The sequence below is a fragment of the Micromonospora sp. CA-240977 genome (assembly GCF_050942285.1).
In the GTDB taxonomy this organism is placed as follows: domain Bacteria; phylum Actinomycetota; class Actinomycetes; order Mycobacteriales; family Micromonosporaceae; genus Micromonospora.
The window spans coordinates 5,386,476-5,398,352 of the sequence record NZ_CP192055.1 but is presented as its reverse complement, the minus strand read 5'-3'; the positions used below and the strand labels follow the sequence as shown (position 1 = coordinate 5,398,352).

The 11,877-nt window shown below is 73.2% G+C and carries 13 protein-coding genes; 6 read left to right on the top strand and 7 right to left on the bottom strand.

All coding sequences use genetic code 11. The annotated features are described in order from the left end of the window. Positions 1-160: 160 nt before the first annotated feature. On the top strand, positions 161-1,765 hold the full coding sequence (locus ACQPWW_RS24290) for an ABC-F family ATP-binding cassette domain-containing protein (RefSeq protein WP_433125766.1): 1,605 nt from the start codon (positions 161-163) through the stop codon (positions 1,763-1,765). A gap of 23 nt (positions 1,766-1,788) precedes the next feature. On the opposite strand, the gene ACQPWW_RS24285 is transcribed toward ACQPWW_RS24290, so the two are convergent. Then, complete coding sequence (locus ACQPWW_RS24285; RefSeq protein ID WP_433125765.1) at positions 1,789-2,388, bottom strand: cadmium resistance transporter; 600 nt, start codon at positions 2,386-2,388, stop codon at positions 1,789-1,791. 216 nt (positions 2,389-2,604) lie between these two features. Between ACQPWW_RS24285 and ACQPWW_RS24280 the strand changes: the two genes are divergently transcribed. The 3 genes from ACQPWW_RS24280 (at position 2,605) to ACQPWW_RS24270 (ending at position 5,737) form a co-directional block, all read left to right on the top strand. Beyond that, positions 2,605-2,832, top strand: coding sequence for a helix-turn-helix domain-containing protein (locus tag ACQPWW_RS24280; protein WP_074312753.1), 228 nt, complete (start codon positions 2,605-2,607; stop codon positions 2,830-2,832). Between the two features lie 46 nt (positions 2,833-2,878). After that, positions 2,879-3,646: an enoyl-CoA hydratase/isomerase family protein gene (locus ACQPWW_RS24275; protein ID WP_433125764.1), complete on the top strand. Its 768-nt coding sequence runs from the start codon at positions 2,879-2,881 to the stop codon at positions 3,644-3,646. Positions 3,647-3,760: 114 nt separating this feature from the next. After that, positions 3,761-5,737 (top strand): ABC transporter ATP-binding protein, encoded by a 1,977-nt coding sequence (locus ACQPWW_RS24270; protein WP_433134534.1) that lies wholly within the window; start codon positions 3,761-3,763, stop codon positions 5,735-5,737. An 80-nt stretch (positions 5,738-5,817) separates the two neighbouring features. Here the strand turns inward: ACQPWW_RS24270 and mug are convergent, their stop codons facing one another. The 6 genes from mug to ACQPWW_RS24240 all read right to left on the bottom strand — a co-directional run bounded on the left by mug (position 5,818) and on the right by ACQPWW_RS24240 (position 10,080). Further along, positions 5,818-6,414, bottom strand: a complete 597-nt coding sequence (mug, locus tag ACQPWW_RS24265) for a G/U mismatch-specific DNA glycosylase (protein WP_433125763.1) — start codon at positions 6,412-6,414, stop codon at positions 5,818-5,820. After that, positions 6,411-7,172, bottom strand: coding sequence for an SDR family oxidoreductase (locus ACQPWW_RS24260; RefSeq protein WP_433125762.1), 762 nt, complete (start codon positions 7,170-7,172; stop codon positions 6,411-6,413). Before ACQPWW_RS24260 ends, mug begins: the two co-directional genes overlap by 4 nt. Continuing rightward, positions 7,157-7,681 (bottom strand): hypothetical protein, encoded by a 525-nt coding sequence (locus tag ACQPWW_RS24255; protein ID WP_433125761.1) that lies wholly within the window; start codon positions 7,679-7,681, stop codon positions 7,157-7,159. Before ACQPWW_RS24255 ends, ACQPWW_RS24260 begins: the two co-directional genes overlap by 16 nt. Next, on the bottom strand, positions 7,678-8,496 hold the full coding sequence (locus ACQPWW_RS24250; RefSeq protein WP_433125760.1) for a DUF692 domain-containing protein: 819 nt from the start codon (positions 8,494-8,496) through the stop codon (positions 7,678-7,680). The genes ACQPWW_RS24255 and ACQPWW_RS24250 overlap by 4 nt, the downstream gene beginning before the upstream one ends. Further along, positions 8,493-9,425, bottom strand: a complete 933-nt coding sequence (locus tag ACQPWW_RS24245; protein WP_433125758.1) for a TIGR04222 domain-containing membrane protein — start codon at positions 9,423-9,425, stop codon at positions 8,493-8,495. Before ACQPWW_RS24245 ends, ACQPWW_RS24250 begins: the two co-directional genes overlap by 4 nt. Positions 9,426-9,507: 82 nt before the next feature. After that, positions 9,508-10,080, bottom strand: a complete 573-nt coding sequence (locus ACQPWW_RS24240) for a TetR/AcrR family transcriptional regulator (RefSeq protein WP_234591495.1) — start codon at positions 10,078-10,080, stop codon at positions 9,508-9,510. A gap of 78 nt (positions 10,081-10,158) precedes the next feature. On the opposite strand from ACQPWW_RS24240, the gene ACQPWW_RS24235 reads away from it, so the two are divergent. Both ACQPWW_RS24235 and ACQPWW_RS24230 read left to right on the top strand, forming a co-directional pair. Continuing rightward, positions 10,159-11,019, top strand: a complete 861-nt coding sequence (locus ACQPWW_RS24235) for a carbon-nitrogen hydrolase family protein (protein ID WP_433125757.1) — start codon at positions 10,159-10,161, stop codon at positions 11,017-11,019. A gap of 65 nt (positions 11,020-11,084) precedes the next feature. Beyond that, a complete protein-coding gene (locus tag ACQPWW_RS24230) occupies positions 11,085-11,729 on the top strand; it encodes an HAD family hydrolase (protein WP_433125756.1) in 645 nt (214 codons plus the stop codon). The last annotated feature ends 148 nt before the right edge of the window (positions 11,730-11,877 follow it).

Genomic DNA, 11,877 nt, shown 5'->3' with positions numbered 1-11,877 from the left:
GATTGGTAATCCGAGCGGGCCGCCGTGGAGCGCCCGGTACACTTGTCGGGTGCTGCGCTGCGAAGGCTGAACCGCCCCGCGCCGTCGGGCCCCTTGAGCCCGCCGGCCGTTTCGCGTGCCCCGAGTCAGCCTTCCAGACCCCGAGAGCGAGCCCGAAAACATGATCACAGCCACCGGCCTGGAACTGCGTGCCGGTTCCCGGATCCTGCTGTCCGACACCACCCTGCGCGTGCAGCCGGGTGACCGGATCGGCCTGGTCGGTCGCAACGGCGCCGGGAAGACCACCACGCTGAAGGTGCTCGCCGGCGAGGGACAGCCGTACGCCGGTCAGATCGACACACGCAGCGCCATCGGCTACCTCCCGCAGGACCCGCGCACCGGCGACCTCGAGGTGACCGGCCGCGACCGGGTGCTCTCGGCGCGTGGCCTGGACGTGCTGATGTCGCAGATGCAGGAGATCGAGGCCCAACTCGCCGAGGACGCCAGCGACAAGCTGGTCCGCCGCTACGGCGCGCTGGAGGACCAGTTCGCCGCCCTGGGTGGGTACGCGGCCGAGGCCGAGGCCGCCCGGATCTGCGCCAACCTCGGTCTGCCCGACCGGGCGCTCGCACAGACCATCGGCACCCTCTCCGGCGGTCAGCGCCGGCGCATCGAGCTGGCCCGGATCCTGTTCCGCGACGCGGGCGAGAACGGCGGCGGCATCCTGTTGCTCGACGAGCCGACCAACCACCTCGACGCCGACTCGATCACCTGGTTGCGCGGCTTCCTCGCCAACCACAAGGGCGGCCTGATCGTGATCTCCCACGACGGCGCGCTGCTGGAGTCGGTGGTCAACAAGGTCTGGTTCCTCGACGCCACCCGATCCGTTGTCGACGTGTACAACCTGGGCTGGAAGGCGTACCTGGAGGCGCGCGAGACCGACGAGCGGCGTCGCCGTCGGGAGCGGGCCAACGCGGAGAAGAAGGCCGGCGCGTTGATGGCGCAGGCCGACAAGATGCGGGCCAAGGCCACCAAGACCGTGGCCGCCCAGAACATGGCCCGCCGCGCCGAGAAGCTGATCTCGGGCCTGGAGGAGGTGCGGGTCGCCGACCGGGTGGCCAAGGTGCGTTTCCCCAGCCCCGCGCCGTGTGGCAAGACCCCGCTCACCGCGACCGGCCTGTCCAAGTCGTACGGCTCGCTGGAGATCTTCACCGACGTCAACGTCGCGGTCGACCGGGGCTCCCGGGTGGCCATCCTCGGGCTCAACGGCGCCGGCAAGACCACCCTGCTGCGGATGCTCGGCGGGCTCCTCACCCCGGACACCGGCGAGGTGCACGCGGGTCACGGCCTGCGGCTGGGCTACTACGCCCAGGAGCACGAGACGCTGGACGTGGAGCGGACCGTACTGGAGAACATGCGCGCCGCCGCCGTCGAGCAGTCCGACACCGACCTGCGCAAGATCCTCGGCGCGTTCCTCTTCTCCGGGGACGACGTGAACAAGCCGGCCGGGGTGCTCTCCGGTGGTGAGAAGACCCGGCTGGCCCTGTCCACCCTTGTCTGTTCCGGCGCCAACGTGCTGCTGCTCGACGAGCCGACGAACAACCTCGACCCGGTCAGCCGGGAGCAGGTGCTCGACGCCATCGCCAACTATCCGGGCGCGATCGTCCTTGTCACCCACGACCCGGGGGCGGTGCTCGCGCTCAAGCCGGACCGCGCGATCCTGCTGCCCGACGGTGACGAGGACGCCTGGAGCGACGACCTGCTCGAGCTGGTCGAGCTGGCCTGACCGGCGTCTCCGGCGGGTCGTCGTCAGCCGAGCAGGTCGACGAGCCGACCCAGCACACCGGAGCTGACCAGGATCACCACCCCGACGCCGACGAAGATCGCCGGTACCAGCCAGTGGCCCGCGCGCTCGACCAGCCGGACCACGCGAGGGTGCCCGCCCAGCCAGGCGGCGGCGGCGCACCACAGGGCGATCAGCAGCACGAACAGCAGCAGGAAGATCGCGCTGTCGGTGACGCCGAGGGTCCGGAAGACGGGTACGTAGACGGCCACGTTGTCGGCGCCGTTGGCGATCGTCACCCCGGCCACCCCGAGCATGCCGGTGACGACGGTGGGGGTCTCGTCGTCGTCGGAGCCCCGTAGCGCGCGCAGGCCCAGCGCGATCGGCAGCAGCCCGAGCAGCCCCGTCCACGGGTCCGGCACCACCAGCAGGCCGGCCGCGACCACCGCGCTGGCCAGCGCGAGCGCGCCGATGCCGAGGTATTGGCCGGCGACAATGTGCCAGGGTCGGGGCCGCCCGGTGGTGCGGGCCGCGACGAAGAACAGGGTCAGGATGACGATGTCGTCGATGTCGGTGGCGGCGAAGACCACTGCCGCTCCGGCCGCGGTGCCCAGCAGGTCGATCACGAGCGAAGGCTACGGGTCGCCGCCAGCCGCCAGCACACGGAGGTGGTACGCACGGACACCACGCCGGGGTCGATTGCCAGGATCACTCTATCGGGAAGCTGACATTGCATAGCGTGTCGGTTGGCGAAGAGTTGATATCTGGCGCATGATCGTTCGAGGCGGTCTAATAGGTGGGACCGTATCCGAACCGCACAGTCTGGGACGTGAGGACACAGCATGGCAGCCACTGGCACAGCCACCAGCACTGAGAAGGGTCGCCGGATCATCGGAGCCGAGCGTCAGACGCTCGCCAAGGACCTGGTAAAGCGGTACACGTCGGGGGAGAGCATCCGCGCGTTGGCGGCCTCGACCGGCCGTTCCTACGGGTTCATCCACCGAGTGCTCACCGAGTCAGGGGTGCAGCTGCGTCAGCGCGGCGGTGCCCGGCGCCGCAAGAAGGCGTGACCCGCCTCCCCGCGTCGTCGACCAGCGCCACACCCCGGACCGCCCGGTGACCACCGAGGCGACCGGGGTTCGGTTGACCTGCGACGGGCCGGTCGCCACGGTGACGTTGTGCCGGCCCGACGTGCTCAATGCTCAGACGCCCGCGATGTGGCGGGCGATGAGCGACTTCTCCCGCGAGCTGCCCGGCGACGTGCGGGTGGTGGTGGTCCGGGGCGAGGGGCGTGCGTTCTCCGCCGGCCTCGACCTCGCGGTGGCTGGCGCTTCCGGCCCCGGCTCCTTCGCGGAGCTGGCCACGCTGCCCGAGCAGGAGTGCGCCGCGCGCATCGCGGAACTCCAGGCGGGCTTCACCTGGCTGCACCGGCCGGACGTCATCTCCGTCGCGGCCGTGCAGGGCCACGCGATCGGTGCCGGCTTCCAGCTCGCGCTGGCGTGCGATCTGCGAGTGCTGGCCACGGACGCGAAGCTGTCGATGGCTGAGGTGACCCTCGGCCTGGTGCCCGACCTGGCCGGCACGAAGCGCCTCGTGGAGCTTGTCGGCTACGCGCGGGCGCTGGAGATCTGCGCGACCGGCCGCCGGTTGGACGCCGCCGAGGCGGACCGGATCGGGCTGGCGACCCTGGTGGTGCCACCGGCCGAGCTGGATGGCGCGGTCCAGGACCTGACCGCGGGGCTGCTCGCCGGCGCCCGCGACGCGGTGGTGGAGATCAAGGCCCTGTTGGCGGGCGCGGCCGGCCGGTCGCACGCCGACCAGCAGCGCGCCGAGCGGGAGGCACAGACCCGCCGACTGCGCGATCTGGCTGGCCGGGGAGAATAGGTAAGGACCGGACGGGAAGATCCGGGTTACGACCGAGGTTGTCACAGTCGTCGGGAGAATTGGCCTGACGGAGCAGTCCGCCCGACGACCCGGAGGTGAGCGATGTCCAACCCGATGTCCGGCGGTGGCATGGTCGGGTGGAGCATGCTCCGGTCGATGCGCAACAGCGACGAGGTCTCCACGCACCGGCTCAAGCGCGGGGTCGCCCGGCGCATCGTGGCCTTCGCCCAGCCCTATCGGCGCGACATCGTCGTCTTCCTGGTCACCGTGGTCCTGGCCGCCGTCATCGGCGTGGCCACACCGGTGCTCGCCGGCGACGTCATCAACGCGATCAACCGGGGCGGCGCCGAGGCCGGCCGGCTCGTGGTGCGGCTGGCCCTGGTCATCGCCGCGCTGGCGGTCGCCGACGCGCTCCTCTCGCTGGCCCAACGGTGGTACTCGGCCCGGATCGGCGAGGGCATCATCTTCAACCTGCGCACCCGGGTCTACGACCACGTGCAGCGGATGCCGTTGCAGTTCTTCACGCGTACCCAGACCGGCGCCCTGGTCAGCCGGCTCAACAACGACGTGCTCGGCGCCCAGCGCGCGTTCACCTCGACGTTGTCCGGCGTGGTCAGCAACGTCATCCAACTCGTGCTCACCGCGGCGGTGATGTTCACCCTCTCCTGGCAGATCACCGCGCTCTCGCTGGTGCTGCTACCGATCTTTATCATCCCGGCCCGCCGGGTCGGTCGGCGGCTGGCCGACATCACCCGCGAGTCGTACAACCTCGACGCCAAGATGAACGCGACGATGACCGAGCGGTTCGGGGTCGCCGGCGCGCTGCTGGTGAAGCTCTTCGGCCAGCCCGAGATCGAGGCCCGCCGGTTCGCCGGCCGGGCCGAGCGGGTCCGCGACATCGGCATCCAGTCCGCCATGTACTCCCGCACGTTCTTCGTGGCGATGCTGCTTGTCGCCTCCCTGGCGCAGGCGCTCACCTACGGCCTCGGCGGTTGGCTCGCCGTCACCGGCGGCGTCAGCGCGGGCACCGTGGTGACCCTCGCGCTGCTGCTCACGCGGCTGTACGGGCCGCTCACCGCGCTCTCCAACGTCCGGGTGGACGTGATGAGCGCGCTTGTCTCGTTCGACCGGGTCTTCGAGGTGCTCGACCTCAAGCCCGGCATCGTCGAGAAGCCGGACGCGGTGCCGGTGCCCCGGGGCACCGGCCGGGTCGACTTCCGCGACGTCCGGTTCCGCTACCCGAGTGCCGCCGAGATCTCCCTCGCCTCCCTGGAGGAGGTCGCCACTCTGGACCGCACAGTCAACGAGCCGGTGCTCAAGGGGGTCTCGTTCAGCGTCGAGCCGGGGCAGATGGTCGCCCTCGTCGGCCCGTCCGGCGCCGGCAAGTCGACGCTGTCCATGCTCATCTCCCGCATCTACGACGTCACCGACGGGCAGGTTCTTGTCGGTGGGGTCGACGTGCGGGACGCGACCCTCGCCTCCCTGCGCGACGAGATCGGCGTCGTCACCCAGGATTCGCACCTGTTCCACGAGACGATCGCCGAGAACCTGCGCTACGCCAAGCCGGACGCCACCGACGACGAGATCTGGGCGGCGCTCGCCGGCGCGCAGGTCGCCGACCTCGTCCGGTCGCTGCCCGACGGGCTGGACACCACGGTCGGGGAGCGCGGCTACCGCTTCTCCGGCGGCGAGAAGCAGCGCATCGCCATCGCCCGGCTGCTGCTCAAGGCCCCGTCGATCGTGATCCTCGACGAGGCGACCGCACACCTGGATTCGGAGAGCGAGGCAGCGGTGCAGCGGGCGCTGTCGGTGGCGCTGGCCGGGCGTACCGCCCTGGTGATCGCGCACCGGCTCTCCACCGTCCGCGACGCCGACCAGATCCTCGTGCTCGACGGCGGGCGGATCGTCGAGCGCGGGCGTCACGACGAGCTGGTCGCTGTCGGCGGGCTCTACGCCGAGCTGTACCGCACCCAGTTCGCGGTCGCCGACTCGCCCACCCCGTTCGTCGACGCGACCGGCCCCGAGCCGGTGGTCATGCCGCTGGGCACCTACCGCGCCGACGAGGTGCTGCCGCCCGCCGCCGCCAACTGACTGGCGTGCTCGACGCGGGTTCCGGAAAGCCGGGCTGTCCTCGTCGCGTCGACAGCCCGATTTCCGTGAGCCCGAGTTGATCAGGACCGTGCGGGTAGTGAGGTCGCCACCCGCAACTCGGCGAACGCGGCGCCCAGCGTGACCGGCGTGAAGTGCGCGTTCAGGCCGCTCGGGTTGGGCAGCACCCACAGCCGCGCCCCGGCCAACGACTCCGGTTGCGGCCCGAAGGTGGCCTTCGGCCGTTGGAAACCGATCCGGTACGCGGTCACCCCCACCACGGCCACCCAGCGCGGCCGGTACCGGGCCACCTTGTCGGTGAGGATCGCGGCCCCGTCGAGGAGTTCCGCGCTGCTCAGCTCGTCCGCGCGGGCGCTGGCCCGGGCGGCCATGTTGGTGATGCCGAGGCCGAGGGCGGGCAGGTCGCCCTGCTCGCTCGGGTGCAGCAGCCGAGGGGTGAACCCGCCCCGGTGCAGCGCCGGCCAGAACCGGTTGCCGGGGCGGGCGAAGTGCCAGCCCGTGGCGGCCGACCAGAGGCCCGGGTTGATCCCGACGAAGAGCACCGCCAGCCCCGGCGCGAGCACGTCGGGGATGGTCCGGTCCGCGGCCGCCGCCAGGTCCGCGCGGGTCGGCCGGGGATGCCGGACGCCGCCGGAGGGACGGACCGGGTCGGGCGTCACAGCCCGCGGAGCGCGCCGCCGTCGACCGGCACTGTGATCCCGGTCAGGTAGCTCGCGGCGGGGGAGAGCACGAACGCGGCCACCCGGCCGAACTCGGCGGGGTCGCCGACCCGACGCAGCGGGATGCCGGCCTCCGCCTCGGCACGGGCCCGCTCCGGGTCGCCGGTCGCCCCGAAGAGCTCCCGGTTGCGATCGGTCATGATCCGGCCGGGCAGCAGGCCGACCACCCGGACCCCGCGCGGGCCGTAGTCGTCGGAGATGTCCTTCGCGGCGCCGACCAGGCCGGGCCGCAGACCGTTGGAGATGCCGAGACCGGGCACCGGGCCACGCGCCGAGGTGGAGAGCACCAGCCCGATCGCGCCGCCCTCGGGCAGTGCGTCGGCCACCGTGCGGACCGCCCGGATGGTGCCCAGGAAGACCGTCTCGAAGGAGAGCCGCCACTGCTCGTCGCTGATCGCCGCGGCGTTGCCCGGCGGTGGCCCGCCAACCGAGATCAGCGCGCCGTCGAGCCGGCCGAAGTGCTCCTGGGCGGCGGCGACGAGTTGCCCCGGGGTCTCCGGGTCGGCCAGGTCGGCGGTCAGCCCGACGGCATGCGCGGGGCCGCCCAGCCGCTCCACGGCGGCGGCCACGGCATCCGGGTCGCGGGCCGAGAGCACCACCCGCGCCCCGTCCGCGACCAGGCACTGCGCGGTCGCGTAACCCAGGCCACGGGAGGCGCCGGTGAGGACGTACACGCGGTCGGTCAGTCCGAGATCCATAACGCCGATCCTGCCGCATCCGGCACACCGTCGCCACCAAGGGTGGGTGGGCGCGGGGCGGGGCGCAGCAGGCGTACCCGGCCGGCGACCTGCACCGCGACGGCGCCGCCCGCGCGGCCCACCGCCGGCAACCGGCGCGGCCGCGGCGCCCCCTGCCCGTCGTAGCGCAGGCGCGCCTCCCGGACGGCCAACTCCTCGGCGGCCACCGGCGGCAGCGCCCGTTCTCCGTGTAGCGCCCGCGCCAGGTCCCAGCCGTCGCGCAGTGACCCGGCGGTCGGTCGCCGCGCTGCCCAGTCGGCGAAGGTCGTCGTCCACCTGGCACCGAGGCCGGCGGCGAGCAGCGGCCAGTGTCGGGCCACCTCGCCGGCACGTTTGCGCAGCAGGGCCGCCCGGGCGGCGGCCATCGGGGCCGGTGCGAACCCCGGTGGTGGGGGTCCGCCGGCGACCAGCGCCGCGACCAGCTCCGCCTGCCGCTCGGCGAGTCCGGCGTGGGGATCGGTGCCCGTCACGTCACGACCGGGAAGCCCGCGGTCGCGGCCAGGGCGTCCAGTTCGGCGCGCAGCTCGGCGGCCGGCGGGTAGTGACCGTCGCGTTCCAACAGCAGCGCCGGTGGTCGCCGTCGGGCGCAGAGCGCCTCGACCAGCTCCAGCACCACTGCCGGCACCGGATCGGTGTGGGTGTCGTGGTAGAAACCGCCGTGCTCCGCGCCCCCGGCCACGTGGGCGTACGCGACCCGCTCCAACGGCAGCCGGTCCAGCAACGCCAGTGGATCGGTGCCCCGGTTGCGGGCGTTGGCGTGCACGTTCGCCACGTCCAGCAGCAGCAGCGCCCCGGTCCGGTCGAGGATCTCGGTGAGGAAGTCCGCCTCGTCCAACTCGTCGTCGGGCCAGTCGATCAGCGCGGCGATCGGTTCCAGCGCGATCGGCACCGGCAGCTCGGCCTGTGCCCGGGCCACGTTGGCGCAGACCGCGGCGACCGCCTCCCGGCTACGCGGCAGCGGCAGCAGGTGCCCCGCCTCCAGGCCGCCCGCTCGGACGAACGCGATGTGCTCGCTGACCAGCGGCGCGTCAACACGGTGCGCGACCGCGGCCAGGTGGGCGACCCGGGCCGGGTCGACCGGCTCGGCGCCGCCGAGGGAGAGCCGCACCCCGTGCGGTACGACGGTGACCGCGCGCTCCCGCAGCTGGGCCAGGCCGGGTGGGAGCGGCCCGGACCCGGACACCGCCTCGGCCACCACCTCGACGAAGCGCAGCCCGGGCAGGTCGGCCACGAAGCCGGCGATCTCCGGCCGCCAACCGATGCCCACGCCGGACGGGCCGGTCATCCGCCGCACCCGCCGCCGCCGCACCCGCCGCCGCCGCAGGAGCTGCCACCGCAGGAGCTGCCACCGCCGGAGCTGTCGCCGCCCCCGCCGCTCGACCCGTCGGAGCCTCCCGTCCAGCCGCCGTTGCCCATGGCCTGGCGCTGGATCTCGGCCTGCTCGGCGAAGCCCGGGTCGAGCGCCCAGAGCGAGGCGGTGCCGTACAGGGCCACGCCCATCGCCGCGCCGGCCGCCCCGTAGGTGGCGTAGGCCGGCGCGGAGGCGGGTGCGAGGTGGGTGTGCTGACGGCGGATGTCGCGCACCGCGGACCGACCGGCCCGGGTGAGCACTGGCGCCCGGCGCAGCACCAGCGTGACGATCAGGAGCGCCACCAGGGTCAGCAGCAGGTAACCGACCGGGCGACCGCTGAACAGACCGGAGAAGAGCCGGAGCACGCCGAGGCCCAGCAGGGCGATCAGGATCGTGGTCCAGAAGCGGGCCCGCGCGCGCTGCGCGTCGTCCGTCAGCAGCCCGCGCTGCTCCAGGCCGTAGCGGATCTGGTGCAGCGCGACGCGGACGCGGTCGTCCTGCGGCAGGTCCCCGACCCGGGCGTGCTTGTGCGCGGCCCAGTGAATGGCCTCGTCCAGTGGGGTGAGCCCGGTCGGCGCGGACCCGACGGTGGTCAGCCGACGGTCCGGTCGCACGCCGATCGCGCCGCTGCCGCGCAGGCCGCCGAGTGCGGCGTGTACGGCGAGTCGGGGGCCGCCGTTGAGGTACGCGACCTGCTGCGGCCCCAGCGGATCGGCGGTCATGGCAACGTTCGACCCGGCCGCCAGACGGATCCGGTAGGCCACCGCGACCGCCACCACCACGACGGCCGCCACGAGGTAGAACCGGAGGAAGGTCGGGCCGGGGATGCCCCAGGTGTCACCGGACGCGGCGTTGACGATCATCGACTGCTCCTGTCGCCGGAGGGATCGGCGGCCCCATTGTGGAGCAGCCTCGCCACGGTCGGCGGACAGGTGCCTCCGACGGTCAACGGCGGCGCACGGCCTCCTCGACCAGGTCGAGCACCGGGCCCAGGTCGCCGGCCGGTCGGCCCATCGCCAGGTGCAGCACCAGGCCGTCGTAGGCCAGCTCCAGGAACTGGGCCAGCACGTCGATCGGGACGTCCTCGCGCAGCACCCCGGCGTCGCGCTGGCGGGCCAACCGGTCGCGGGTCGCCTCGGCGATCGCGGCGGACCGCTCGGCCCAGCGCTTGGCGAACGCCGGGTCGGTGCGCAGCCGGCGGGAGACCTCCAGTTGGCTGCCCAGCCAGCCGGTGGTGTCGGGGGAGACGGCGCGGGCGAGCAGGTCGCGCATCACCTGCACCAGACCGTTTCGGGCCACCGTCTCCACCATGGCCGCGGCATCGTCCTCGGCGACGGCCAGGAAGAGTGAGTCCTTGTCGCGGAAGTGGTGGAAGATCGCGCCGCGGGACAGGCCGGTGGCCTCCTCCAGGCGGCGTACGGTTGCTCCCTCGTAGCCGAGACGGGCGAAACACGCCCGGGCGGCGGCGAGGATCTCCTGCCGGCGCGCGTCGAGCTGGTCCTGGCTTACTCTGGGCACGCGTCGATCGTCGCAGGTCACCCCCGGGGCACGCAAACCGTACGTACGGCTTGGAATGTCGCCGACTACCATCGCCCGGTGACCCTGCCCCGCACCGTGCCCACCGCCCCGCTGACAGTGGCCGCCATCCAGGCCACGCCCACACCGGGAGACGTCGCCGGAAACGCGGTCGCCGCCGCCGACCTGGTTCGCCGAGCCGCCGACCTGGGCGCCCGGGTGGCCGTGCTGCCGGAGCTGTTCCTCTGCGCGTACCACCCGCCGACCCTCGCCGCCGACCCGGCCGGCACGGACGTCACGGCCGATCCGGCCGGTGGCGTCGCGGATCCCCGGCTCGACCCGCTGCGCGCCGCGGCGCGCGAGGCCGGCGTCACAGTGCTGGTCGGCGCCGCCGCCCGGCACCCGGACGGCCGGCGGACCATCGCCGCTCTGGTGGTCGACCGGGCCGGCGCGGTCCGGGTCGGCTACGACAAGCAGCAGCTGTGGGGCGACGAGCGCGAGCTGTTCGTCGCCGGCGACCGGGGCGCCACGCTGCTCGTCGACGACTGGCGGCTCGGCCTCGGCATCTGCTACGACGGCTGTTTCCCCGAGCACGGCCGGGCCGCCGCCCTCGACGGCGCACACGGTTACCTGTGCCCCAGCGGTTACCTGGCCGGCTCCGAGCACCGCCGGGACCTGTACTACGCCGCGCGAGCCCTGGACAACACGATGTTCGTGGTCTTCGCCAACGCGGTCGGCGGCGTCGACCCGTGGCGGTTCAACGGCGGCGCGGCGATCTACGACCCGCAGGGGCGGGTGCTGGCCCGGGGCGCCGACGACGGCACGGCGGTGCTGGTGGCGACACTGGACCCGACGGTGCTCGCGGCCACCCGGTCGGCCCACTCGATGCTCGCCGACCGGCTCGCGGACCAGGGCGGCCCTCGGTCGTCAATGTCCGGCTGAGCACATCGTCAGGTCGGTACCCGCTGCATCTGTTGGCGGACACGTAGGTCCCGTAGGGTGCCCGAGTGCCACTGCTCCTGCTGGACCTGGACAACACCCTGCTGGACCGGGCCGGGCCGTTCCGCCGCTGGGGTGAGCGCTTCCTGGACGGCATCGGCGCGCCCCCCACCGACATCGACTGGCTGATCTCGATCGACGCCGACGGGTTGACCGACCGTTGGGATCTCGCCGACGCCATCCGGGACCGCTACGAGCTGCGCATTCCCTCGATCGACCTGGTGGAGGAGCTGCACGACGGGGTGGTGGAGCAGACCCGGCTCGACCCGCTGACCGCCTGCGCGCTGCGGATCGCCGACGACGCCGGCTGGGTGCCGGTGGTGGTCTGCAACGGCACGGTACGTGTCGACGACGCCAAGATTCGCCGGACCGGCCTGGACCGCTACGTCGCGGACTGGGTGATCTCCGAGGAGGCCGGGGTCAGCAAGCCCAACCCGCGGATCTTCGCGCTCGCCGCCCAGCGGGTACGGATGCCGCTGCGCGGCGCCTGGGTGGTCGGCGACAGCCCGGAGGCGGACATCGGTGGCGCCGCCGCGGTCGGGCTGCCCAGCGTCTGGCTGCACCGGGGGCGCACCTGGTCGGACGTCCGGTTCGCGCCAAGCCGCACCGCGGACGGCCTGATCGCCGCGGTCGCCACCATTCTCGCCCGCTGATCCCCGCGCGCCCGCGTCGGCTCCCCGCGCGCCCGCGTTGGCGTGGGCCTGCGGTAATTCGGTTGACCGGCTGACCCGCCGCGGCGAGCATTGTCGGCGCATGGTGCAACCCGGGCGTGTGCCCGGTCGAGGAAAAAGGAGGTCGGTC

Coding starts and splice junctions, on each gene's coding strand:
- ACQPWW_RS24290 (WP_433125766.1), top strand. CDS start 161: ATGATCACAGCCACCGGCCTGGAACTGCGTGCCGGTTCCCGGATCCTG.
- ACQPWW_RS24280 (WP_074312753.1), top strand. CDS start 2,605: ATGGCAGCCACTGGCACAGCCACCAGCACTGAGAAGGGTCGCCGGATC.
- ACQPWW_RS24270 (WP_433134534.1), top strand. CDS start 3,761: ATGTCCGGCGGTGGCATGGTCGGGTGGAGCATGCTCCGGTCGATGCGC.
- ACQPWW_RS24260 (WP_433125762.1), bottom strand. CDS start 7,172: ATGGATCTCGGACTGACCGACCGCGTGTACGTCCTCACCGGCGCCTCC.
- ACQPWW_RS24250 (WP_433125760.1), bottom strand. CDS start 8,496: ATGACCGGCCCGTCCGGCGTGGGCATCGGTTGGCGGCCGGAGATCGCC.
- ACQPWW_RS24245 (WP_433125758.1), bottom strand. CDS start 9,425: ATGATCGTCAACGCCGCGTCCGGTGACACCTGGGGCATCCCCGGCCCG.